At 42.5% G+C, this 26,035-nt stretch carries 19 protein-coding genes; 6 read left to right on the forward strand and 13 right to left on the reverse strand.

The features are described 5' to 3' along the window. Positions 1-67 precede the first annotated feature (67 nt). Positions 68-1,435, forward strand: a complete 1,368-nt coding sequence (locus KQP93_RS05215) for an alkaline phosphatase PhoX (protein ID WP_217876197.1) — start codon at positions 68-70, stop codon at positions 1,433-1,435. A gap of 14 nt (positions 1,436-1,449) precedes the next feature. Here KQP93_RS05215 and KQP93_RS05220 read toward each other — a convergent pair whose 3' ends face one another. The 3 genes from KQP93_RS05220 to KQP93_RS05230 all read right to left on the reverse strand — a co-directional run bounded on the left by KQP93_RS05220 (position 1,450) and on the right by KQP93_RS05230 (position 5,595). Further along, positions 1,450-2,142 (reverse strand): ATP-dependent Clp protease proteolytic subunit, encoded by a 693-nt coding sequence (locus KQP93_RS05220; protein WP_217876198.1) that lies wholly within the window; start codon positions 2,140-2,142, stop codon positions 1,450-1,452. 43 nt (positions 2,143-2,185) lie between these two features. Further along, positions 2,186-3,106: an alpha/beta fold hydrolase gene (locus tag KQP93_RS05225; protein ID WP_217876199.1), complete on the reverse strand. Its 921-nt coding sequence runs from the start codon at positions 3,104-3,106 to the stop codon at positions 2,186-2,188. Positions 3,107-3,225: 119 nt separating this feature from the next. Further along, a complete protein-coding gene (locus tag KQP93_RS05230) occupies positions 3,226-5,595 on the reverse strand; it encodes a TonB-dependent receptor domain-containing protein (protein WP_217876200.1) in 2,370 nt (789 codons plus the stop codon). Positions 5,596-5,847: 252 nt separating this feature from the next. Between KQP93_RS05230 and KQP93_RS05235 the strand changes: the two genes are divergently transcribed. Both KQP93_RS05235 and KQP93_RS05240 read left to right on the forward strand, forming a co-directional pair. Then, positions 5,848-7,104 (forward strand): MFS transporter, encoded by a 1,257-nt coding sequence (locus tag KQP93_RS05235; RefSeq protein ID WP_217876202.1) that lies wholly within the window; start codon positions 5,848-5,850, stop codon positions 7,102-7,104. A gap of 68 nt (positions 7,105-7,172) precedes the next feature. Next, positions 7,173-7,646 (forward strand): VOC family protein, encoded by a 474-nt coding sequence (locus KQP93_RS05240; protein WP_063700397.1) that lies wholly within the window; start codon positions 7,173-7,175, stop codon positions 7,644-7,646. Here KQP93_RS05240 and KQP93_RS05245 read toward each other — a convergent pair. Beyond that, a complete protein-coding gene (locus tag KQP93_RS05245) occupies positions 7,643-9,283 on the reverse strand; it encodes a hypothetical protein (protein WP_217876207.1) in 1,641 nt (546 codons plus the stop codon). The two genes, KQP93_RS05240 and KQP93_RS05245, sit on opposite strands and share 4 nt — an antisense overlap. Before the next feature lie 235 nt (positions 9,284-9,518). On the opposite strand from KQP93_RS05245, the gene KQP93_RS05250 reads away from it, so the two are divergent. Both KQP93_RS05250 and KQP93_RS05255 read left to right on the forward strand, forming a co-directional pair. Further along, positions 9,519-10,832 carry a DASH family cryptochrome gene (locus KQP93_RS05250; RefSeq protein ID WP_217876209.1) on the forward strand — a complete coding sequence of 438 codons (1,314 nt, stop codon included), beginning with the start codon at positions 9,519-9,521 and terminating at the stop codon, positions 10,830-10,832. 115 nt (positions 10,833-10,947) lie between these two features. Next, on the forward strand, positions 10,948-12,630 hold the full coding sequence (locus tag KQP93_RS05255; protein ID WP_217876212.1) for a sensor domain-containing diguanylate cyclase: 1,683 nt from the start codon (positions 10,948-10,950) through the stop codon (positions 12,628-12,630). On the opposite strand, the gene KQP93_RS05260 is transcribed toward KQP93_RS05255, so the two are convergent. The 8 genes from KQP93_RS05260 to fucP form a co-directional block, all read right to left on the reverse strand. Further along, positions 12,616-13,185, reverse strand: coding sequence for a DUF2799 domain-containing protein (locus tag KQP93_RS05260; RefSeq protein ID WP_217876215.1), 570 nt, complete (start codon positions 13,183-13,185; stop codon positions 12,616-12,618). The genes KQP93_RS05255 and KQP93_RS05260 overlap by 15 nt on opposite strands. A gap of 119 nt (positions 13,186-13,304) precedes the next feature. Next, entirely contained in the window at positions 13,305-14,972 is a 1,668-nt protein-coding gene (locus tag KQP93_RS05265) for an asparagine synthase-related protein (protein WP_217876216.1), read from the reverse strand. A gap of 112 nt (positions 14,973-15,084) precedes the next feature. Further along, positions 15,085-16,968, reverse strand: coding sequence for a propionyl-CoA synthetase (locus KQP93_RS05270; RefSeq protein ID WP_217876217.1), 1,884 nt, complete (start codon positions 16,966-16,968; stop codon positions 15,085-15,087). Positions 16,969-17,379: 411 nt separating this feature from the next. Then, entirely contained in the window at positions 17,380-19,596 is a 2,217-nt protein-coding gene (locus KQP93_RS05275) for a tetratricopeptide repeat protein (protein WP_217876218.1), read from the reverse strand. Positions 19,597-19,599: 3 nt separating this feature from the next. Then, a complete protein-coding gene (locus KQP93_RS05280) occupies positions 19,600-20,355 on the reverse strand; it encodes a substrate-binding periplasmic protein (protein ID WP_217876223.1) in 756 nt (251 codons plus the stop codon). Positions 20,356-20,439: 84 nt separating this feature from the next. Then, the gene (locus KQP93_RS05285; protein ID WP_217876225.1) at positions 20,440-20,820 is read right to left on the reverse strand and encodes a hypothetical protein; all 381 of its coding nucleotides are present in this window, start codon (positions 20,818-20,820) and stop codon (positions 20,440-20,442) included. Beyond that, positions 20,820-21,170, reverse strand: coding sequence for a hypothetical protein (locus KQP93_RS05290; protein WP_054561182.1), 351 nt, complete (start codon positions 21,168-21,170; stop codon positions 20,820-20,822). The genes KQP93_RS05285 and KQP93_RS05290 overlap by 1 nt, the downstream gene beginning before the upstream one ends. 80 nt (positions 21,171-21,250) lie before the next feature. Continuing rightward, positions 21,251-22,540 carry an L-fucose:H+ symporter permease gene (fucP, locus tag KQP93_RS05295; protein WP_217876226.1) on the reverse strand — a complete coding sequence of 430 codons (1,290 nt, stop codon included), beginning with the start codon at positions 22,538-22,540 and terminating at the stop codon, positions 21,251-21,253. Positions 22,541-22,695: 155 nt separating this feature from the next. On the opposite strand from fucP, the gene KQP93_RS05300 reads away from it, so the two are divergent. Continuing rightward, the gene (locus tag KQP93_RS05300) at positions 22,696-23,826 is read left to right on the forward strand and encodes an ROK family transcriptional regulator (protein WP_217876227.1); all 1,131 of its coding nucleotides are present in this window, start codon (positions 22,696-22,698) and stop codon (positions 23,824-23,826) included. 33 nt (positions 23,827-23,859) lie between these two features. Here KQP93_RS05300 and KQP93_RS05305 read toward each other — a convergent pair whose 3' ends face one another. After that, positions 23,860-25,899 carry a S9 family peptidase gene (locus KQP93_RS05305; protein ID WP_217876228.1) on the reverse strand — a complete coding sequence of 680 codons (2,040 nt, stop codon included), beginning with the start codon at positions 25,897-25,899 and terminating at the stop codon, positions 23,860-23,862. Positions 25,900-26,035 lie beyond the last annotated feature (136 nt).

Below are 26,035 nucleotides of genomic sequence, written 5' to 3' on the forward strand. Positions count from 1 at the left end.
TCGTTTCATTGCTTTATAATGCCTTTTTTATTTGTATGATAAAGCTGGTTTTTAGCTTGGAGTTAGCATGGTTTCACGTCGAGAATTTTTAGTAGGGGCGGGCACATTAGCCTTTTTAGGATTATCAAAAAGTGCCATAGGTAAAGTGTCGTTAGGTGATTTAAAAACAACGGCTGTCGGCTTTGGCCCGTTAATTCCTGATCCAGATAAATTGCTCGACTTACCGGAGGGCTTTAGTTATCAAGTAGTTTCAAGCCTAGGTGAGAAAATGTCTGATGGGTTTACAGTACCGGACAAAGCCGATGGTATGGGTTGCCTAGCACTTGGTAATGACCGTGTTGCATTAGTGCGAAACCATGAGCTAAAGCCAAAAGACTTAGCGAAAGCTGAAGCAAGTATTGCCAATCATAAAACACCTCTGGCTTTTGATACTAACAGTGACGGTGTGGCGTTACCGGGTGGCACAAGTCATATCGTGTATAACTTAAAAACTCATCAAAAAGAGCAAGAGTACTTGTCATTGGTCGGCACTATTCGTAACTGTTCTGGCGGTATCACGCCATGGGGCACCTGGCTTACGTGCGAAGAAACTACAGATACCAAAGCCGATGGATTTAACCAAGACCATGGTTATATTTTTGAAGTACCCGCAAATAGCAAAGGCTTAATTAAACCTGAGCCATTAAAAGCCATGGGTCGATTTAACCACGAGGCGGCTGCTGTTGACCCGCGCACCGGCATTGTTTATTTAACTGAAGATAAAGGTGATAGCGTCTTTTATCGTTTTATTCCAAAGGAATATGGCAAGCTGCATAAAGGCGGGCAATTACAAGCTATGGTGGTAAAAGGTAAGCCACAATTCGATAGCCGTAATTGGAATAATAAAGCCATGGGGCTACATCAAGAGCTTGAGGTTGAGTGGGTCAATTTAGATAACCCTGAAAGCCCGAAAGACGACTTACGCCTACGCGGATACAAACAAGGTGCGGCACTATTCGCTCGCGGTGAAGGTATTCACTGGGGTGATAAAGAGCTTTATTTTTGCTGTACCAATGGCGGTAAAAAACAACTTGGTCAGGTTATGAAATATCAGCCATCAGAATTTGAGGGCACAGATAAAGAAGCACAGCAACCAGGTAAAATCTCGTTGTTTGTAGAAAGTACTAGCAAAACCCTATACAACTTTGGCGATAACCTAACCGTGTCACCTAATGGTCATTTAATTGTTTGTGAAGACCAATACACCGATGTGGTTGATAATCATCTTCGCGGTGTGACACCCCAAGGGCAAGTTTATAATTTTGCCCGTTTAGTGGCGCAAACCGAGCTGGCAGGTGCCTGTTTTTCACCAGATGGTAGCACTTTGTTTGTGAACGTTTACTCACCTTCAAAAACACTTGCTATAACAGGTCCATGGCATAAGTTTAGTGTTTAACAAATAAAAGAGTTTTACTCTAATTCACTAATTATTAGTAACGGAAAGTTCTTTGACGAGCGGGGCTGCCAATCTGCAAACTCAATATTACTCACATTCAGTGTATTGAGTGCTTTTTTTGAGTAGCTCCAGCCTCTGGCTTTTTGTGCCACAGCTGCACGTTTTAGCTCTTTAGATAAACCAATCGTTAGCAAGTCATGATTAACCCCGCGTTTTGCATAAAAGGCTTTTTCACGAGCCACGGCTTTTGCAATTATTTCATCGTAATGAGTGCGTAAAGCCTGCCACTTGGTTGTTTTTTCTGGCACTTTTAAATGGCTTACCATGGCATCAATGTCGCTATCTCGCCAGCGAGCTGAAGCGGCATCGCCGTGCCAACCGACAATGGCGTTCTTAGCTATGGTAGTAGGGTTTCCTGCAAGCAATACGTAATTCGCACACGACGAAAAGCAAAATTGTTTTATATGAACTTTTAAATTATGCGCCAAAACCAACTCGGCGAGGTCCATACCTAAATCAACGTTTCCGCCACCACTGGTAATTTGTATACTGTTTATGCTTGGCTGCTCAGCCAAAAGCTGTGCAACATGTTGATTGTTTTTGGCACTAATTTCGCCCTGATAAATAATGCGCTGCTCGCTTTGTGACACACCGGCAAAGCTTAACCAAGGGATAATTAAAAACAGACTAAAAAATACACGCAACATAAAACGCTAACCTTATAAATTGTATGACAATTCTATCATGCTTTTAGGGTTTTTTAGCGGCTTTTTTGGCGCTGACTTTAGCTGCATGTTTAGTAATCCACTTAGTCATTTTTTTCATTAAAGCGGGTGGAAAATCATGGCCCATTCCGGGCACGACTTTTAACTTACTGCGCTTTATTAACAGAGCGGTGTTGATGCCCGCAGACAGTGGCATAACAGGATCAGCACTGCCGTGGATCACTAACGTGGGGGCTTTAATCTTCTTTAAAAGTTGTTCGCGATACGGCGTTGCGGCAATGGCTGCAAGCTGACGTTTAAAGCCAGTTTGATTCGTGTGGGCCCGCTCAATATAGCGCTCAGCATTGGCGTATAAAGCGTGTTCATCTTGTGGGTAAGCTGGGCTGCCAATGAGTTGGTTTAGCCGAACATTGTAATCAATCGCGGCTTCTTTATTACTGCTTCGGGGGCGTATTTTAGCGAGCTTTACCAATAGGTTAATGTTTGAACCCGAAAACGATAACGGCGAGCTACTCGACATAATTGAAGTTAAGCTCAGTACACGTTTTTTATACTTTGCCGCGGCAATTTGCGCGATCATGCCACCCATCGAAGCCCCCACTAAGTGCGCTTTTTTGATAGCCAGTGCATCCATTAATTCTTTTACATCGCGAGCCATGTCATCGAGCGAATAGGGCAGCTTTGCGCGAATGGGTAATCGGCGGCTAAGCCAATGCTTTACGAGACTCGGCTTGCCTAAGTCATCTAACGATGAAGATAGCCCTGCATCACGATTATCAAAACGAATAACCCGAAAGCCTTTTTCGACCAAGCCAAAATATAGCGACTCTGGCCAAACGGTAAATTGAGCACCTAAGCCAATAATTAAAATGATCACCGGTGCATTTTTATCGCCTTCATCTTGATAACTAATACTGATACCACTAGCTGTAAGGATATGTTCCATAGACTGACAAATAAGCTTACGCAGGTATCATCAGCTTAGTGTGTGAAGTTGGCAGTTTAGTGACAGAAAGAAGAATAGACAGCATATGGCTACATGCTGTCTATTGTCAGGGAGTTTTCTTAGAAGTAAGCGGTAACGCCAATCCAGAAATTACGGCCTTTATCTTTAACGTTGTAGTCGTCTGTGAATGTTACTTCGCTAACTACACCGCGACCTGTTAGGTATTCATACTCACCATCGCCATTTAGGTCGGTATAGCTAGTGCTATATGAGGTGAAATCTTCGTCTAATAGGTTGTTTACACGGGCATTGATTTGCACGTACTCATTTACATAAAACTGCGCACCTAAATTAAGTAGGTTGTAGTTTTTGTAATACAGCGCTTTATCGTGCACGTTATCCCAACCGCGGTAACGGTCTGAACGATATACACCCTGTAGGTATAAGTTCATAAAGTCAGTCGCTTCCCAGTTTAGGGTAAGGTTTGCCATGTGCTCAGCTGAGTTAGTTAATGGTTGACCTTCTTCAGGTCCGCTCTTTTGTTCGCTATCAGTCCACGTGTAGTTACCGTTAACAGACACTGTTTTAGTGATTGTGTATTGACCAGCAATTTCAACACCTTGAAGGTCTACTTCGTCGATATTGATCTTTTGGCTGTAGCTATCGTAGCCAAGTTGATCGTATTGACCTAAGTTCACACAAGGGCGTACATCGTTAGTTTGTTCACAGCTTAAAATAGTGTCGCCGCGGGCAATCTTGTCTTCAAACTTGGTGTTGTAGTAAGTCACATTAATGTTGTGATCGCCATCAAGCGAAGTCCAGTAAAGTGCAACTTCTGAGTTCACACTGGTTTCTGGTTCTAAATCTGGGTTACCCGCAAATGGGCTTGTGCCCTGACCACCAAATCCGGTGATACCGTCGTAAAGATCAGTGGTTTGCGGCGTTTTATAACCTGTACTCACACCACCTTTTAAGGTCCAAGTGTCAGAGAGGTTATATACACCGTAAACGCGCGGTGACACTTGGCTGCCAAATACATCATGGTCATCGTAACGAGCACCTAATGTAAAGGTAAAGTTGTCAGTTGCCATCCAGTTATCTTCGGCAAAGACTGAGTACATGTTTTGCTCTTGTACTTGACCTGCTTGGTCACTTTCAAGGCCAAATACGCCGTCTTTTAATTCACCGTCGATAAGCTGACCACCAATTGCTAGGTTATGGCTACCAAAGCTACCTGTGATAGGAATATCAAAGCGTAAGTCATAGGTATATTGGCTGCTTTCAAGTGGGCGAGCAGGGCGCGGTAAGAATGTTTCTTCGGCTAAGTCTTTACGTGCTTGTTCGTCCATTCCTTCGTATTCGCCTGTACCATCGTACATAGCTTGCAGTTCTAATCGCTCGCTTACACTCAGTGGTAAAGTACGGCCATTGTTTTGCGTATCAACATAAGATACAGAGGCCTTAACCGTTGCCCAATTAAGTTCACCATCGTAGCTGAGTGACCACCATTCACGGTCAAACTCTTGGTCTGCCGCATAACCTGCACGCGGGTTTACTTGGCCGCGGCGGTCTTGCCAAATTGATTCAATGTTATCTTTAGTACCAAGCGGGTAAGTTATTGTGCCTGACTCAATGTCGTAGCTTGGCGTGTTGTCGTACACTTGGCTTGAGTTATCGTAATCAAAACGTAAATGATGCGACTCAAACGGAGTATAAGTTAAAGTAAAACCATACTGCTCGTTTGTATTATCAACGGTACGACCGCCACTACCAAAGCCTAATGAACGAACATGTACAACACCATTAGGATCGGTTGCTGGTTCAAATGTTGGCGATGATGCTTGTTGCTCGTAAACGCTGCCGCGTACACCTAAGCTTAATACGTCTTTGATAAGCGGACCCATCACACTGAAGTCAGTGGTAATGTCATCACCAAAATCATCGTTTTGTTGTAATGAACGGCTAAAAGATACTGCACCGCTCCAGCTGTCAGTGTGCTTTTTAGTGATGATATTGATTACACCACCTAGCGCATCTGCACCATAAAGTGTTGATGCAGGGCCGCGAATTACTTCAACTCGCTCAATGGCATCGACCGGTGGTACGTGGTTAAACGCGTTACCACCAAAGTTGTTTGGATAAATATCGCCATGGTTATTTTGGCGTTTACCATCAATAAGTAACAGGGTGTATTCACCTGTTAAACCACGCATACTTACACTGCCTTGGCCTGTTTTATCACGGGTTGTGCCAATGTCGATACCTTCTAAATACTGCACAGCATCAAGTACTGAGGTGAAGGCATGAGACTTAATATCTTCATTGGTGATGATCGAAATACTTGCAGGTGCTTCGGTAACTTTTTGCTCAAAACCTGTTGCAGTGATAACTAAGCGTTCCATATCTTGTTTCGGCTTAGCGTCATCAGCAAAGGCTGAAAAATGTGTTGCTATGGCAAGTGCCAGTAAGCTTGGTTTTATTGATTTCATTGTAGGTTTCCAGTTCTTTTTGTAGGTTATCCCTTTGAGGAACGATGCGTATACTACAGAAATGAAAAATACAATCAATAATTATTCTTATTTAGATTAATCTTTTTCAAGTTGGCTTAACATTATTCACAATTAAGTTGCGTTTGTTTTTTAGCTAATTAATACGCTGTTACAAACAAGTTTTAGATTAAATACCCAAGGCAGATTCCGTTCCTGTATAGTGTTTTAATCATCATCATAAAAATTAAAATAATGAATTCAGATATCTCTTTAGCGCGCTTCAAGCAGTTTCCAGTGCTTATGTGGATCTTCCTATTTGGCTCATTTATTACCCGTGGTAGCTATTACATGGTGTGGCCATTTCTTGCGGTGATCTTGTACGAAAAGTTTGCTTTATCGGCGACAGAAGTCGGTTTGGTACTTACCAGTGCCGCGGTGATTTCAGTGTTCACTAGTTTTATTGGCAGCAGCCTATCAGATAAAGTGGGCCGGCATACGCTGATGTACATTACCGGCGTGCTGTATATCATTTCTTTCTCGCTGTTAGCTGAGGTAGAAACCGTGGCCGGTTATGTGATTGTAATGACCTTATGCTCGATTGCGACTGCACTTTGGCGACCACTAACCAGTGCGGCGATTGGCGATATTATTGATGATGCACAAACTCGTGAGTTGGCCATGCAGTCGCTGTACTTTATTGTTAATGTGGGCTGTGCGGTGGGTCCATTAGCAGGGGTATGGCTAGGTTTAACCGGTGAGCAGTCTAGCTTTTATATTACCGCAGGGGCATTTGCTATTTTATTGGTGCTGCTTGTTTGGGGCTTTAATTTTAGTGATAAAGCAGCAAATAATACCGCAGCAATTGATGAGCCAGAAGAGAAAAAACCAGCTGTACAGGGCAAGCAAATCTTACGTATTCTATTTGCAGATAAGCTGCTGCAGTGTTTAATTTTAGCCAATATTTTGTGCATGTTTATTTATGCGCAAATGGATAGTTCACTCATACAATACCTAACTCGTGCAGAGGCACCCGACCTACTTGCATTGATTTCAGCGCTGATATTTACCAATGCGTTAGTGATCATTTCGAGTCAATTTTTGCTGTTAAAAATGATGGCACGATTTAGCCTAACGGTACGCATTCAAATTGGCTTGGTGCTACTAATGGTGTCGCAGTTTTGGCTAGCACTTAATCCCCTCGATTTATTCTGGGGCTGGATTGGTGCGATAGTGGTGATGAGTTTGGCCGAAACTATTTTGTTTCCTACGATGAACGTTCACCTTGATAGGCTCGCACCATCACACCTACGTGGTGCGTACTTTGGCGCGGCTTCGTTTTATGATTTAGGATTTGCTTTAGCACCACTCGGTGGTGGTTTAATTTTAGATTATTACGATGGCCCAACCTTATTCTTTGTAGCGGGAGGGCTTTGTCTTGTGGTGATTTACTTATACGCCATACTCGAAAAGTTACCCAGACCCGATTTTGCAAGCACATTGCCAAAGTAAATTTATAGCGTGAAATTGCACAACAGCTGCTACCTTTATAACTCACACATTTAACGTTGAGGTGTAACATGGCTGTTTCTGCAATCCCAAAAGGTTTCCATGCGGTAACCCCGTATTTGATTATTGATGGCGCAACAAAAGCTATCGAATTCTATAAGCAGGCTTTTAATGCCGAGCTTGTAATGCAAATGCCAATGCCTGATGGTGGGGTGGCGCACGGCGAGATAAAAATAGGCGACTCCTACATCATGCTTTCTGACACCTACCCTGAAATGGAATACAAATCTCCACAGCAGCTTGGCGGTACACCTGTCAATATGATGCTGTATGTTGAAGATGTCGATGCTGTTTTTGCCAAAGCGTTGTCGCTTGGCGCGAAAGAGCTACGCCCTGTGCACGACCAATTTTATGGTGATAGGTCGGGCACGTTAGCTGACCCATTTGGCCATATATGGAACATCGCGACGCATAAAGAAGACCTAACCGAACAAGAATTAATCGAGCGCATGGGAGAGCTCATGAGTAAAGAGCAGGATGCTTAAAAAGTTGTTTCAACCGACATTCCTATTTGCCACGAATCAACGTCTTGGTAACTGCCCAGAGGCGTACTAAAGTCGATATGGATCACATTGTCGTTACTTGAGCGCGATGAATATAGGCGAATACCAACGCCTGCACTGGTTAGCATTGAATCTGAAATATTTGCAGTTTCAGTGCTGCCAAATGCTTGGCCTACATCAACAAAGCCAACAAAGCCTACATCTACAAACTGATACAGATTGATATTAGGGTACATTCTTAGTTCAGCCGTTGCTTGTACGCTTGAGGTACCATGCTGGTAACTTTCTGGGAAGCCCCGCATGCCTTCTTCACCACCAACAGCCAGTGGTTTGTCAGCAAATTCATGGTTTTGCCAATGACCATTTAGATGCGCATAAAAAGCAAATGAGTCTGACCAGCGATAGTTCATTTGTGCTTTTGAATAAAGCGCTAAACGGTCATCAAGCTCAGTTCCGACATTACCTTTGATGCCAGCGGCAAATCGATACAAGGCGTTATTGTTAAACCACGCTTTGGTAAGGTTTGTATCAAATAAAAAGCCTTGGCCAAAATTTACGGTATCGATGGCAAACTTTGAATTTAGCTCCCAACCTAGGTTAACGTCTTCGTTGTGGTTTATTAGGTCAATATCGTGTAATACGGCGTAATTGTCCTCTAGCCAATGTAATCCGACCCAAGGCGCTGCAATGGTGTAATCGTTAAGGCCTGCAAGCAAAGGCTCTGTTTCAAAAGGGCGGTAACTGACATCTTCGTAATCAATCCCAGCAAGCCAGTGAAAGGTTTGCTGACTGTCTTGCGATAAAATTCCGCCGTAAGCAAACTGGGCGATTAATTCATCGGTAAAGAACTCTGAACGAGTCATGCCATTTTGATAGATATAACTTTTTTGCTTTTGTGATTTAGCAAAGTAGCGCATTAGTGCGTCACTGCTGCGTTGATAAAAAGGCTGATGATAATCCACTAAAAAGACTTGCCCGTCATCGTAATCATCAGCTTGTAAAGTGAGGGTTGCATGAGGCTGCCAAGGCACTGGCATTTGCAGCACTGAGTGGTAGCCTGAGCGTTCATGATCTGATTTATACTTTAATGATGCACGAATACCGTAGCCTAAAAAGTTTTCTTCTTTAAAACCTAAGCTGTATTTATTATTGCCGCTACTACGGCCAAAATTAATGGTTGGCAATAAACTCCAGGTATCCCAGGTATCGATTTGCACCACGCGGGGTTCATCTTCAAGGCAATCTTTTGTATAGCTAACTTTGGTATCTCTTAAGTATTTTTTGCTGCGCAGAATACGTTCCGCTTCTTGTAGCTGACGCTCACTGACTTGGTCACCCTCTTTAAAGGTAATTTGCTCACTAACAACTTTGTTTTTGGTATCAATGTGCAGCCAGTTGATAAAGCGATGTAGGGCGGTTGTTTCAGGGTCATTAGGATCGAAAATCGTATGAGTATCAATATTGAGTTTATCAACAGTGATGTCTTTGTCTTCGCTTAATTCTGCAGTAGGTTTGCTTTTTACTTCACAAACCACATCTAAGCTTAAAGGCTCATTTGCATAAACAGTCCCTGTAGCAGTGCATGTTATTAATAAAACAGGTGTTATTTTATTCATCATTATTATGCCTACTAAATACCAAGGAGACGCAGCGTGTTTGGCTTTATCAACCTTTAAATTCTTTACAGTTATCAGCATAAAATCGCTAACTTAAGAAAAACTTAACTAAAACTTAAACTTCATTGAAGATTGTAAGTTCATGATTAATAGACGTTATGCTAACTAACTGTGGCGAAGTTAATCGAGAAATAGCTGGCTTACGTATGATTTCTTAAGGTTTCTAATAGAGTAAATAATGAAAAAGCGTGTTTTATATTGGCTGCAAAATGATTTACGCCTAGTCGACAATGAAATTCTATCTGAGTTAGCTGATTTTGATGGCGAGCTTGATTTGGTGTTTGTGATTGAGCCGCGCTGGTTTAGGCAAACTAACTATCAATCAAAACCGTATGGGACGCATAAATACCATTTTTTACGTGAAAGCCTGGCAGCATTTGCACAAGCCGTTGAGCAACTTGGGCAAACACTCCATGTGATTACTGGTGAGCCTGAGCAAGTAATCAGTCAGCGTTTGAAAAAGTTCGATATTGAAACTTTGGTTTGTACCGAGCAAGTTGGTGTTTATGAGCAAAAACAGCTCGATAAAATCAAAGTTTTATGCCCAGAAGTGACGGTGAAAACCTATCAGCAAGACACCTTGTTTAAAGCAGCGGACTTACCTTTTCAGCTTGATGACTTACCTAAAAACTTTACTGCCTTTCGCAAAAAGGTAGAAGCTGAGCCAACCTTTATAGCAGCGCCACAACAAGCTGCTAGTTACTTACCTCACCCAGTTCAGCTATGCCCTGAGCAAACTATAGATGATGTTACTGTTCACTCAGGAAGTTTTAAAGGTGGCTTAGTTGCAGCCCAAAAGCATTGTAATGCGTACTTTTCATCTAAAGCACCAAGCAGTTATAAAGAAACACGCAATGAGTTAGACGGCTTTAGTAACAGTACTAAGTTCAGTGTATGGCTCGCTGGTGGCACAATTAGCGCAAAACAGCTGTACCGAGAAGTTGAAGTGTATGAGTTACAAAACGGTGCGAATGAGTCGAGCTATTGGATAAAGTTTGAATTACTGTGGCGCGAATATTTTAAGTGGCATGCGATGCATGCTGGCGCAACACTCTTCCAGTTTAAAGGGCAAAAGCATAGTGCGCCACTGACGACTTTTAACAGCCAGCGCTTTAATGCGTGGTGCCAAGGTCGCACGCCGTTTGCTTTGGTAAATGCAATAATGCATGAGCTTAATGCGACAGGCTATATCTCTAACCGCTCTCGGCAAATTGCGGCAAGCTGTTTAGTTAATGAGCTTGAACTGGATTGGCGCTATGGCGCAGCGTATTTCGAACAGCAACTCATCGATTACGACGTGGCTGCGAACTGGGGTAATTGGCAATATATTGCGGGTGTCGGCGTTGACCCTAGAGGCGGTCGACATTTTCATATTAATAAGCAAACAGCGCTTTATGATCCCCTAGCGCGTTACATTCGAAAATGGCAAGGAGATCAAAGCATCGTAAGTACAATCGACAGTGTTGATGAGGTAGATTGGCCAAAAATGTAATAGCCTGCGTTAGATCAATATTCTTCACAGATTTTTAGTGTTTTTTTATTTTGTTAACTAAAATAATGATTAAGGCTTGCTTTTATTGTTGGTGGGCTAGTTAACAAGGCTAATTATGGCATTTAGTGAAGGGTATGATGCGATTAAATCGCAGCTTGGTTTAGACATTGCTCAGCTAATTCTCGACAGTGGGGATGCGGGTATTTGGCTTTGGAATGTACAAACAGGCGAAACCATTTTCAATGATAAGTGGGCCGATATTATCGGTTATTCACTGCAAGAATTACTGCCAGTTTCAATCGAAACTTGGCTCAGCTTTGCTCACCCTGATGACTTGCCAAAATCTGAACAGCTATTAAATGCCCATTTTAAAGGTGATTCTGAACGCTATATTTGCGAAGCGCGAATGAAGCACAAACAAGGGCACTGGGTTAAAGTGCTCGATAAAGGCCAAGTGCAAAGTTGGGATGAAAATGGCAATCCTGAATGGATGCTAGGCGTTCATATCGATATCACTGAGCAGTGGTTAAAAGAGCGAGAAATTGAGTTTTTACATGCTAAATTACAAAAGTTTACTGATAACTTACCGGGGTTTGTTTATCAATATATAGTTGATAAAAATGACCAAGCTTACTTCCCTTTTGCAAGCTCTAAAGTTTTTGATATCTATGGCTGCACGGCAGATGATATAAAAAAGTCTGCTGATTTAATCATGCATATTATCCATCCAGATGACTTAAAGCGTGTTATAAAAAGTATTGAAAAATCGCGAGTCGAATTATCCGATTGGCATGAGGTTTATAGAGTCAATCACCCAACTAAAGGGGTGATTTGGGTTGAAGGAAAATCCTCACCCAAAGCCCGTGCTAATGGCAGTGTTGAGTGGAATGGTTATTCAGAAGATGTCACCGAAGAAGTTAAAAGTAACGAAAAAATACAGCTGCTTACAGCGGTATTTACAACAACAAGTCGTGGTATATTAATCACCACCCCTGAGCCTAAAATTGTGGATGTTAACCCTGCTTTTGAGCAAATAACAGGTTTTAGTAAATCACAAGTGCTTGGTAAAAACCCATCTATACTCTCAGCTGAGCAGCAACCCAAAGAGTTTTTTGAAAAGATGTGGGAGCGTTTATTAAATACTGGCCGTTGGCAAGGTGAAATATGGAACAAGCGCAAAACCGGTGAAGTATTTCCTGAGTTGTTAACTATAGATGCTATGTATGACGAACATGGTAAAGTTAGTCATTATATTGGTGCATTTGATGATATTTCGCAGGCAGTAGAAAAGCGCCAACTGCTTGATGAATTAGTCAATCAAGACCCACTGACTAAGCTGTTAAATCGACGTGGTTTAGATATTCAGTTACACTCATTTTCTCATCATGCGGCGAATGAAGGTAACGAGTTTTCGTTGATTTATGTTGACCTTGATAACTTTAAATTGGTGAACGATACCTTTGGCCATGAACAGGGCGATAATCTACTTCTTGAAATCAGTGAGCAGCTCTCACTTCAGCTGCGTGATAAAGACATATTAGCGCGTATTGGCGGCGATGAGTTTGTGATTGTGTTGCCAACGTTAGCAAAACTCTCTGTTTGCCAAGACATTGCAGGGCGCTGCCAAAAAGCGGTTGAGGGCGTAGCAAAGCGCTACGCAACAAAAGTGCCTGTGAGTGCTAGTTTTGGTATCGCGCTTTACCCAGAAGATGGTAAAAACGCCAAAGAGTTACTCGCCACTGCTGACGAGCAAATGTATAAGATGAAGCTTAAACATAAAGCATCACCACTCGGTTGATATTTCGACACTCGGCAATTTATTTAAAAGCGGAAGTAAAGCACGCTCTTTGCGTAAGTCTTTGCGCTCGTTTTCTAAATCTCTTCGTTCTCGATAAAGCTCTTTTTGTTGGCCATTATCAAGTTGATTGCTGTTAAGCTCAGCACGAATATCTTTTAGGCGGCGGTCAATGTCGTCAATTCGGTCATCAATGTATATCAGCCTTTGCTGTACTTGATACCTGTCGTTTCCTTCTTGCCATGCTTTACGAAACGCTGTGCTATTACAGACGCCATTGTAAGATGCCCCTTGCATACCAAGCGTAAAGCCATTTTCGGGCTCACAATAAACTGCCAGACCTTGATCGTATCCCACTTTATATTCCGCAATATTGGCACTTACGCCATACTCGCTACATTGTGATAAGGCATCTATGCCATCACGATACTCAGTGCCATCAGCGCCATGTTTATAACCAATACCATGCCAATTGGCTTGTAAACATTCATCTTTACTGACTGAGGTACAGCCTGCTAATACGATTAATGGCAGTAGAGGAAGTATCCATTTTCTCATTAAAGTCTCAGCTTAAATTATTAATAACTAACTTGATTCTAGCCTGTAATATTATGTTTTAGAAAGCTGTTTTTGTATTTCATAACAATGCCCTCAGGTGAAGGCATTGTGACTATCAATTACCACTGACAGAATCGCTGAGCAATGCGAATATTTGGCTGCGCATTTTTTAGGTGAGCTAACTGTAATAAGCATAACGCGGTAAAATGACTGCGTTTGATTAACTGATGACGGTCAAAGCGCATGATCTTGTACCAGAGCTTAAAGAGCTCGCCAAAAGGCATCAGATTGCTATTGTTAAACTGCCACTGTGATTGGTAATTTACCTTAATATGGCAAGGCATATGACCCGGATAGGCTTGCCACGGTGCAAGCATTGCACGTGGGTAACTGGTTTTAAGCCAGCGTTGATAAAAGCGGTGTTTACGAACATATTCAACGGGGACAGCTAAAGGATATTGCAGCACTTTCCACGAATAAAACGGATGGAAGAACTCCATTTTAAACTCGCATACTTGCTCGTTTGGAATGCTCAAATGATGGTGTTGATCATTGAGTAGTAAAAACAATTGGAATGCTTTTTCGAGTGGTAATTCAGCCAAGGGTTTAAAACTAAGTTTTAGGTTATCAATTAATTTTTGCTGTAGTAGTGACGCATTATGAACCACTGACTTTGGCAAATAAGCGTACTGCTGATCTAAATAAGCTTGAATGAGCTTATCAAGGTTGTTTTCTTTTGCTGCATCATAAATAGCGTCGCCATAAAACACGGCACCTAAGCCAACACTGCCACCATTACCAGACCAACTAATTTGTGGTCTTGAAACGGTTTTATATTCATTGTGATGTGCTTTGCGCCAGTATTTGCCAAGGCGCTGCTCAACAGAGAGCTTTTGCGTGTCGCGTACTTGCACAATTTCAAGTTTAAGGGCATTTTGTGAAGCATATTGTTTTGCGCAGTAGAGATCTTGGCTATCTGATTGCGAAAAATTAAACGATTTAAGTTCAACACCTTGGCGTAATAGCTCGCAGTTAATTAACCGTGAATCAAGGCCGCCAGACAAGGTGCTCAGCACTTTTTTATCGGTGTGCATCGCTTTTGTTACAACACTGCGAAAAGCCTGAGTCACGCCTTCAATTGCATCTGTAACCTCTAGGTTTTGTTTGGCAAGGGCGACCCAATCAAAGTAACGTTGCTTTACCACGCCGTGGCTGGCATCAAAACGTAATATTTCGCCAGGGTATGAGCATTTAATGTTTTTGTAAGGCGTGTGATCTAACAGCGGATAACCAAGCACAGCAAGCTCTGTAAGTGCTTCGGCATCGCTTTCAAGCTCAATACTCAACTGTTTGAATAACCCCAAGTTGGTTGAAAACAGTAAGCCTTGCGCTGTTTTTAAGGTATAAAACGGCTTTAAACCAAGTGGGTCGGTGGCAAGTACTAAGCTGCCTAATTGGCTATTAAACTGGCAAAAGCTAAATACCCCTTCACATTGCCGTAAGCAGGTGTTGAGCGAAGCTGTATTGGCCATGGTTTTTAAATCATCACTACGCGAGCTGCTCAGTAAAGGATGACCAATCAGCGTTGCAATTTGCGACTCAGTTTGCAACCAACTCGCTTGTTGGTAAGCATCAAAGTCATAGTGAAAAATAGCTCCATTATCACAATCAAAGCGCTGAACATCTGCTTTTTTATAGCGATTAAATACATCAGCTATTTGATTAATATAATGAAATTCTGTTTTGCCTAATTCATTGAATTGGATATAACCTGCGATAACAGCCATGTTAACCACCTTTTCGTTTGCTAACTTACATGTAAAGTTGCAAGCCATAGGCCAAAACGAATAAAGGCCTTAAACAAGGCCTTTGGTAACATTACAAAATTACAAACGCAGATCAGCGATTGTTAAGTTGTTGGTTGATTTCATCAAATATACTCGCATCATCAATGGTAGATGGAATTTGTAGTTCTTCACCATCGACCAATTGGCGTAAGTTCTTTCTGAGTATTTTCCCTGAGCGGGTTTTTGGGAGGCGCTCAACATGCAAAATGTTTTTCAGGCAGGCAATGGCGCCAATTTGATTTCTTACCGAGTGAACTAACTGTTGCTCAACTTCTTTGCTATCACCAAGATAATCGTCTTTGAGCACTATCATCGCCATGGGTAATTGCCCTTTAAGTGCATCGTTAACACCAAATACTGCGCATTCAGCAACAGCAGGGTGGGCTGCTACAATCTCTTCCATTTCACCGGTTGATAAGCGATGACCTGCAACGTTAATTACATCATCGGTACGACCCATAATAAATAGATACCCATCGTCATCAATATAGCCGCCATCACCAGAGAGGTAATAACCAGGGTACTCACTTAAATAGCCCGCTTGAAAGCGTTCATTGTTTTGCCAAATTGTTGGTAAGCAGCCAGGAGGTAAAGGTAGTTTAATAACCACTGCGCCGCTTTCGTTTGCGGCGCACTGCTCCCCATTCATATCAAGAATTTGTACATCAAAGCCCGGTGTTGGCACCGTCGAACTACCCGGCTTAGTAGCAAGTTGTTCAATACCAATTGGATTACACGCAATTGCCCAACCTGTTTCTGTTTGCCACCAGTGGTCGAGTACAGGCAAGCCGGTGTTGTCTTTTAGCCACTCATAGGTGGGTGGATCAAGGCGCTCGCCGGCCAAGAATAAACGTTTTAAACTTGAGGTATCGTATTTTTTAAAGCCCTTGGCGGTAGGGTCTTCTTTTTTAATTGCGCGAAATGCAGTTGGAGCACTGAATAAGGCGGTGACTTTATAATCTTCGACAACACGCCAAAACGCACTGGCATCTGGGGTTCTAATGGGTTTTCCTTCATAAAGTACGGTGGCACAGCGATAAATGAGCGGTGCATATACAATGTATGAGTGACCAACCACCCAGCCAATATCGGAAGCTGCCCAAAATACCTCGCCGGGCTTCATGCCATACACGGTTTCCATGCTGTAATGCATTGCAACTGCGTGACCACCGTTTTCTCGAACCACCCCTTTAGGTGTGCCTGTGGTGCCTGATGTGTAAAGAATATAAAGCGGGTCGTCACCTGCAACAGGCACTGCATCGACTGCACTTGCTGTATCAGAGGCTGATTGCCAATCGATGTCTCTGCCATCTTGCATCTCGGCAATGGCTTGTTCCCGCTGAAATACAATACAGTGTTCAACAGCATGCTCGGCATTTTCGAGTGCTTCATCAAGCAGTGGCTTATATTCAATCACATGATTAATTTCGACCCCGCAAGACGCAGTAAGCACAAGCTTTGGCTTTGCATCATCAATACGCACCGCGAGTTCGTGCGGTGCAAAACCACCAAATACAACGGAGTGAATGGCACCAAGGCGCGCACACGCCAGCATACCAATAACTGCTTGTGGGATCATTGGCATATAAATGACTACACGGTCACCTTTGCTAACGCCAAGGGATTGCATGAGCCCTGCAAATTTAGCAACTTGAGTTTGTAACTCGCCATAAGTGTATTGTTGTTTGGTATTGGTAACAGGGGAGTCGTAAATCAGTGCAGTTTGGCCGCCATAGCCTGCTTCGACGTGTTGGTCGAGGGCTAGGTAACAAGTGTTTAACTGACCATCGGCAAACCAATGGTAAAAATCATTATCGTCATATTGGTAAGGAGCACTTGGCTCTTTAAACCAAGGAATTCGTTTACTTTGCTCAAGCCAGAACTGACCCGGATCGCGCTGGAACTGTTGGTATTGTTGTTGATATTCGCCCGCCATTGTGAGGCTCCTATACTTTTTAGTGAGAGTAATATCCAAGCTACCCTAAGATGCATGTTTCAGCGCTATCACAGGGAAGTCAATACAAGGCGTGGCAATGTAGGAATGTGGTTACCTTTCAAATTGTCACAACACAGTAGTGGGTTTCCTGTGAAGCGCCCAAAGGGCAAGGCTAAAACGCATTTATCCAGCGTTATTGATTTTAATAAGGGAACAACCATTATTTGCAATCAATGCCTTGTCTAAATGCGTTTTATCTCTTGCTGAATTCTCGCATCTTAGGGTAGCTTGGATATCTAAAATGTAGGTGTTTTTTTGATTAAATAATATGCGACCTTGGTCGGCATTAATTGAGCTAAATGTCGTGAAATCGCCCTGTTTAGGGGCGATTTTAGGGAATCGTGATGCTAATTAAACCTGTTGTTCACTAATAAGCGGTAAGCAAATGAGGATCTTAACGCCACCTAGCTCACTGTGCTCAGCCTTGATAGTGCCTTTGTGTGTTTCAATTAGGCTTTTACAAATTGCAAGCCCAAGGCCTGAGCCACCTGTTTGACGGCTGCGCGACTTATCAACGCGGTATAAACGTTCGAATATTTCAACTAACTGATTATCGGTAACGCCGGGTGGGGTATCTTCAATACTAAAAGTAATGTTCTGCTCTGAAGCCGTCGCAATAAATTTAATTTTGCCGGGTTTATCAGTATAAAAGGCACTGTTTGATAAAAGGTTAGTCAGTACTTGCTTAATTTTATCGATATCCCACGTCACTTTGATATCTGCTGTAAGGTGAATGTTACTGGTAAATTCAAAGCCTTTGCTTTGTACAAAAGCAGCAAAGTCTTGTTGCCAAACGGATAATACATCAGCAAGTAAATAGGGTTTTAAGTTCAGATATAGGCTATCTGAGTCTGCTTGTGCTAGTTGATGAATATCACGGATCAGTACATTGATATCGGTAAGCTTTCGATTAATGGCATCGTAAGAGGCACCAACGTCTTTGGCGATATTGTATTGCAATGCTTCAACTTGCAATTGCAGTGCTGTGAGTGGCGTGCGAATTTCATGAGACACATCGGCTAGTAAGCGGTTCTTTTTATCAACGACTTCTTGGAGTAGCTGTGCTCGTTCACTGGCAAGCTTACGCTTTTTAAATGAGCGGTAACCAAAGCCAGATATCAGTAAAATCACGCAGCTTAGGCCCAATAACGACGCTTTAAATTGCCATTCACTTTCGCTTAGTTGGGCTGCTTGAATTTGCTTATCAGCACTCAATTGGTTGATTTCTTGTTGATTTCGCATAAAAGCCACTTGGCTTTGCATCGCGGCCACAGTTAAGTCATGCTGATTTTTACCTGTATTATCCTCAAGGGTTTGATAGCGGTTTTGCGATTCAAATGCTTGTTTATACAGTTGTAAAGCAAGGTAAGAGTCAGTGAGTAACTTATTTAAGCTAATTTGATCTTCAATATCTTGCAGCTCGTCAGCCTGTTTTAAAGCCTGCTCTGCGGTTTTAATTGCTTCAGCGTGATCATCAAGGGTTTGATAGATGCGTGTTTGAGTGATCCCTAAAGACACCAAGTGTGAGCGAAAATTATAGTCAGTAGCGATTGCCAAAGCGCGGTTGATATAGGCTTGCGCTTCACTGATGTTATTTTGTTTTAAAGCAATTAACGCCATTAAATCGTACGAGCGACATAGCCCTGTGTTTGAAGATGATTGCTGATAATAGCTAATCGACTTCTCAGCGTAATCTGTGGCTGTAGCAAGTTCACCTTGTTTTAGCGCAGCATAGCCAACTTTCATGGCACTGTTACCGATGTCGACTTTAGAGCCAATTTCTAAATCTAACACGTGAGACATTTTAAAATGCTTTAACGATTGGGCACTGTCGCCCATACGGCGGTAAACTTCGCCAATTTCATAAAGCGAATCGGCAATGCCTTTTTTGTCATCAAGCTTCTGATGCAAAGAAAATGATTGAGTTAAACTTGCGAGCGCCGCATTGTGATCGCCAATAATGGCTTCGATTATTCCTAGATTTAGTAATGCCGATGCATACGATTTGTCATCATCAAATTCATGTAAGATATTAACAGACTTTTGTGCCTCATTAAGGGCGGCTATGTATTTATCTTGCCAGCGTAAAATGGCTGCTAATCGCTCATAAGACTGGGCAATCAGCACTGAATCTTTTATCTGCTTGGCAATAGCTAATGCATCTCGGTAGTGCTGCTCTGCTGTTAGAAAGTTACTTTTTCTGCCTTGTGCGTAGCCCTGAATTAGCATCGCTCGTACTGTGATAGCCTGATTATTTTGCTTTTGTCCGTACTCCAGCAGCTGCTCTGCATAGCTTAGTGCTTGGTCATAATCACCACTGCTCACATTTATAAATGCCAGCGATTCAAGCGCTTCTTGCATGATGTTAGGCTCATTAACAAGGGTCGTATCGGTAGTTAACTGCTCAAATATTTCAGTGGCTTGTTTTGGGTTACTGTTACGTAGTGACTGGGCTTCGTTTAGCTTTTCTAACGCCTGCTCAGGGGTAATAGCATAGGCGCTTAGCGTTAGGCAGCTAAGGGCACAAGCTAAGGCTAAGCTTTTGTAAAATAATGGAGTATTTTTCATTTTTTATTTGGGTAAAGGCAACTGCCATTTTTGTAAAATTGCTTGGTATTGACCACTTTGCTTCAAAGCTTCAATCGCGTTACTTAATTGCACAGCGAGTTGTTTATCTAGATTAAGATTTGCAGCTAAATAGAGACCTGACGGAAAGTCATCTAAGTGTAGGCTTTTATGAATGTCACTTGGATCAACCCCTGATAATGCCAGTTCGTTTTGCAAAGTCAGGGTGTTGGTCAGTACAAAGTCTATACGCTCTTTTTCAAGCAATTGCCAAAGTTGATGGTAATGACTGACTAGCACCAAATTTTTATCTTCATTAAATCCGGCATGCTTCAAGTAATGCTCACTTGAATAGCCTCGAATAGTCGCGACACGGTACTGCTGAGCTTGCTTTAAACTAAATATTTTGTGGCTTTTGCTCGCAAGGTCGACGAGGTAAGCGTCCGAAAAATAGGTTTGTGCTAACCACTGAAAGCGGTTTTCGCGAGCTGGGTTTTTTAGTAGCGAAATCATTAACATGTTTGGATTGTTTTCGAGCTCATGAAAAGCCCGCGCCATAGGCATAATTGCGAATTCGCTAGGGATGTTTGTGTGTGCTAAGGCGGCTTTTACTACTTCAACAAGTGCACCATCGGCTTCGCCTTGCTGATTTTTAAAATGGTAAGGAGGTAGATCTTCAGCGATAAAGGTCAGTGTTTTCGCAGCCGTTGCACAACTGATGAAACAAAGCAGGGTAGCAATCAGTAATGAGCGAAACAGCATAAAGATCCTTTATCCTTAAACAAGTAATTAACATACTAAAGAATCTTAATGTAAAGGTATAGGCTTTTAATTGCCAAGTCAGATTTAGTTGCTTTTTTTACTGCGGGGTGCCCCTAGCAAGATACCGATATGGCAAACACAGACAGATAGAAAAGCACTCAAGCCCAATGCTCCACCATAGCCATGCAAGCGCGGCACAAGGTATTCAAACAACAAAGCAAACAATATTGAAGCAATGGCTAATGTAAAAATGCCAAAGCGTTTTGGTGCGCTCATGCCAATGAAAGTCCCCCCAAAAAACGCCACGCTGTAAAGTTCTACATCAACAGGGAGTAGGCTTAAAATCGCAAATGCAATAATGCTGGTGGCGGCTGAGGCGCGAATGCCATCAAAGCGATTATGATGTGCTAAAAAGTAGGTTGAGTAAGCACCTAATAACGCTGCAATCGCAATAAAAAAATCCATTAAAAGACCCCTTTTGCAAGCATATAAAGCGCCACACTGGCAAAAGCAACGCTACCAAGACGACCACCAAAACCTGCAAATAGATTCATAGTTAATACGTAAAGGCTGGCACCAATTAAAGAGATAAAACTCAGCTCCCAGTAGCTGTTGATCAAACTTGATGAGCACATGCCAGCAAAGCTGCCAGCGTAAATGGCTGCATAAGGGTGGTTACCAAAACGAGCAGGAAAAGGAATAAATGTGCCAACTAATCCGGTAAATGCAGCAGATAACACAAGGGCAACATTGGCTTGGTCATGAAGTAAAAAGCAGGAAAAACAGCCAACAGAAAAGGCCAAAAACTTGACCATGAAAAATGTAATATGTGCCATTAATTGACGATACACCTCGCTTAAGTAGGTAAACGAGGTGCATTATCTCATTGATGAGTTTAGTCCTGCAACTGCGCTTTGGCGGGTATTGCTGCTACTTTGGTATGGTGGCCGTACAAAGCAACAATTAAAAAGCAAACAAGTGGTACAACAAACGAAACCGCAGTGTTAAAGGCATCTATAGTTGCGGCTTGGATCAGAGGTAAAAATGCGCCCCCTAAAATTGCCATTACTAAACCTGCCGCACCCACTTTTGCATCTTCGCCGAGGCCTTCAAGTGCTGTGCCGTAAATGGTTGGAAACATCAAAGATAGACAGCTTGAAATAGCAACAAGTGCGACTACGCCCACTAAATTAACTTGGGTGGTAACAATAAAGCAAAGCACGGCTGCAACTAAAGCCATAAAACGCAGTAATTTAGCGCCGCTAATAAAGCGCATTAGCCAAGTCATAATGAAGCGAGACACTAAAAACACCAACATAGAATATTGTAAGACTTGGCCGCCAGTGACTTCTGTAGTGTTAAGAGCTTCCATTGTGTAGCCAATGGTGTAGGTCCATACACAGGTTTGTGCGCCAACATTAAAAAACTGTGCCAACACACCAAATCGGTAGTGCTTATTTCGATACAAATGTTGAAAGGTTTTTTTAAGTTTACGCGGCTGCGCTGCCGCTTTTGTTACAGTAGCAGGAGAGCGGCTAAAAAAGATACATAGCCATAGTAAGATTAAACAACACGCCATACCCACATACGGCACCATTACAGCATCGAGCTCTGCACTCACAACGGTTTTTAATTGCGCTTCACTCATCAGGGCACGGCTTGCGCTATCAGCTTGATTTAAGTTCGGTAAGATCAACGTCGCCGCTAAAAACACACCAATATTAGTACCAACGGGGTTGAAAGCTTGCGCGAGGTTAAGTCTACGGGTTGCTGTTTGCTCGCATCCTAACTGCATGACATAGGGATTTGCCGAGGTTTCTAAAATAGACAAGCCACCAGCAAGAATAAACAAGGCCAATAAAAAGTGGCTATAGAGCATAGTTTGGCTAGCAGGGTAAAACAATAAGGCACCACAGGCAGCCATGGCTAAACCCACTAACAGCCCCGTTTTATAATTATACCGTCTATTGATCATGGCTGCCGGTAAAGCTAAGCAAAAATAAGCACCGTAATAACTAAACTGCACCAGTGCTGATTGCAACGCACTCATCGAAAATGTTTTGCTAAAAACTTTCACTAATGGGTCTGTCATATTCGCCGCAGTACCCCAAGCAGCAAAGCAAATTGTAAGCAGAATAAAAGGCCAAAGCATTTGGCGCGATACAATAGCAGACTGTGTTTGCATAGTTCACCAGATTAATGTGTTCATATTGTTGTGGCCGACAGTATTCACGACTACAAATAATAAATCAACCTAGTTGATTTATTATTTTGACTGGTAGATAGTACTCCAAACAGGTCTAATAGGCCGCTTATCAAGCTTGTATCAAGAAGGATGTTATGAAGAGCAGTTTATCGCGAGCACCAAGAAGCAATAACGAGCGCGCAATCTTAAGTTTAATTAGGCAACAGCAAAGCATGCCTAAAGCACAAATAGCGAAAGCGTTAGCTTTGTCTGCTCAGGCGGCAACAGTCAATATCAACAAGCTCGAAGAAGATAAGCTATTGCTTCGTGATGCACCTGTAAAAGGACGAGTAGGGCAACCAAGCGTGCCATTCAGGCTCAATCCCGATGGCGCGTTTAGCTTTGGTTTGAAAATCGGGCGACGACGCTTCGACCTGATACTCGTTGATTTACAAAGCACGCAAAGAGCATCGGTATCTGTTGAGGTGAATGAAGCATCTGTCGATGAGCTCAAATCATTCTTAGAAACACATATTCCACAATTAATCAGTCAATTAGAACCTGAACTGCGCTCACATGTGTGTGGGCTTGGGGTCGCTATGCCGTTTGATATTTGGCAATGGCAAGCTGCTTCAGACTCTGCAACAAATACCCTTAGCCAATGGCAAAACTTCGACTTAAAAGGTTACTTAGAAAGTCAGTTTAATTTACCGGTTTATATTAGTAACGATAATAACGCTGCCTGCTGTGCAGAACTAAGCCTTGGTAACCCTAATAACTACAGCGATTTTCTCTATGTTTATTTGGGGGCTTTTTTAGGCGGGGCTGTGGTGATTAACCACCAGCTTCTCGAAGGTAAAAGTGGTAATGCCGGTGCTATAGGCTCAATGCTAAACGCTGATCGGGAGCAGTTACTTAGTCAATGTTCATTACTATCATTGCAAAGCGAGTTTGATAAGCAGCAACTTGGCATTTCAGTGTATGAGCTTACCGACAGTCAGTTTTCAGATCATAAACGACTCGTTCAGCCTTGGCTTGAAAAAGCCGCTGAGGCTATCAGTATTGCCATGCATAACAGTTTAAGTTTATTAGATATGCAAGCTGTGATTATTGATTCGCCGTTACCGAGTAAAGCGCTTGAACAGCTCAAGCAGTTATCAATTACAGCATTTTCACGTTTAGATAGTCGTGGACTACGTAGCTGTGAAGTGGGTTTAGGCGTGTGCGGGGAAAAAGCGCAGTCGATAGGTTCAGCTCAACTTGCGCTTAGTCATCATTATTTTTAAGCAGGAGTGAGCACCTCACTCCTGCTTAATTCATTACTTCTGATATTGTTTGAACCACGCAAGGGTGTATTCAATTTTAGAAATCATACGTGATGGACGACCTGCAATACCATGTGGTGAGCCCGGTACACGAATAAGCACGGTATCGACCTTTTGCAGTTTTAATGCTTGATAGAACTGCTCTGATTCTGAAATAGGCGTGCGGCGGTCTTCTTCACCTGTCATGATCAATGATGGCGTGGTTACGTTACCCACTAATGAAAGCGGCGAACGTTTCCAGTAGTGCTCTACATTATCCCAAGGCATACCAGGGAACTGGTTACGAATTTGACCAATATAGCTGTCAGCTGAAAGAGTTTTACTTAACCAGTTGATCACCGGCTTGGTAATTGCAGCAGCGTTGAAGCGGTTTGTTAAACCAACCGCATAAGCCGTTGCAATACCACCAGCTGAACCACCAGCAATAAATAGGTTATCTTTGTCGATAAAGCCTTTAGCAATCATGGCATCAACTGCCGAGTTGTGATCGGCAAAGTCTTCTTCAGAGCTGTATTTACCATCTAGCAGTAGTGCAAAGTCTTTACCGTAACTTGTTGAACCTCGGTAATTCACATACACAACCACGTAACCTTCAGCGGCATAACGTTGTAATTCAGCAGTAAAGCTTGGGCCATAGGCAAGATGTGGGCCGCCGTGAATTTCAACCATTAATGGGTATTGTTTGTTTTCATCAAAATCAGGTGGCGTAATGTACCAACCTTGAATGGCTTGGCCGTCGAACTGCGATTTAACATTCAGCTCATGCACTTTACCAAGCTTTTTATGGCCTAATACATCTTCGTTTAATGAAGTTAGCGTTTTACTTTTACCTCTGTAGATGTAGCCTAAATCAGCTGGGCGGTATTCGCTGCCTGTGGTGTACGCAATAGCGCCATTATTGGCCATGCTGAAACTACCACTGATATACGGACGACCAATCGAAGTGCCCGATACCGTATCAGTTAAATCAGTAACTTTACCGCGGCTGTTTACTTTAGCGAGCTTACGCTTACCAAAATCATCGTACTGAATAACAAAGTCACCATCGCCTGACCACTTATAATCAGCTACTGAGCGGTCTAATTTTTCAGTAATATGCTTGATTGATTTATCATCTAAATCGAGCATAGATAGTGTCGAGTTAATGTAAGGCACAGGGGCATTGTCACGCGCAACAAAGGCAAGTTCATCACCGTCTTGTGCGTAACGCGGCTTAGTTTCACGGCCTGGTAAATCAGTTAGTTGCGTAAGCTCGCCTGATTTTACATTGATTTCATATAAGTCTGACTCAGTTGTGCGGTACTCCCACTCATCATTGCGATCAGCAGAAAAAGCCAGTTTTGTGTTACTTGGATCCCAAGCAAGTGGGCCATAGTGCTGATAATCACCCGATGTTAATTGGCGTGGTGTGCCACCCGAAACAGGAATAACAAAAACGTGACGGTATGAAGGCTCTAAAAAGCCTGCGCCATCAGCTTGATAGCGTGCTTTTTCAAACACTTTCACTGGTTTTGACCACTCAGCGCCTTTTGGTTTTTTAGGCAGTTTTACTGATTTAGCGAACGCAGATTTACCTTCAGGAATGCTCATGGTGAAAGCAATTTGTTCAGAGTCATTCGACCAAGTTAAGTTACGTACTGATTTTGGTAGTTGCGTTAATAATGCTTGTTTGTCTTGTGCTAACCAATAAACGTGAAGTTGATTTGAGCCACTTGAGTTGCTGGTAAAGGCAATTTTCTTGCTATCAGGAGACCAATTAGGTTGGCTATAGTTATGCTCATCAGAAAACAGCGGCGTGTGTTGACCAGACTTTATATCGTACAGCCAAAAGCTACGCTTGTTACCATCTTTCATGATGTCGTAGCCGCTGCGCACATAAACGATTTTTTTACCGTCTGGGCTTATTTGTGGGTCGCCTGCGTATTCAAGTTGAAAAATATCTTCAGAGACAAATTTGTCATTAGCATATACTTGAGCTGTTGTTGCTGCGCACAGCAAACCTGCTCCAATAAGGATTGTTTTTTTTAATTGCATGGAATGGTCTTTTTTTAGCCGTAAAATTTTATCCTAAAAGCAGACCATTCGCTGCGCAAGCACATTGAGATAAAGTTGCATTTACCCCAGTTGAATTGACTCTAAATTTATTTGTACTTGCTAGTAGCTGATTTTA

The sequence above is a fragment of the Pseudoalteromonas shioyasakiensis genome, assembly GCF_019134595.1.
In the GTDB taxonomy this organism is placed as follows: Bacteria; Pseudomonadota; Gammaproteobacteria; order Enterobacterales; family Alteromonadaceae; genus Pseudoalteromonas; species Pseudoalteromonas shioyasakiensis_A.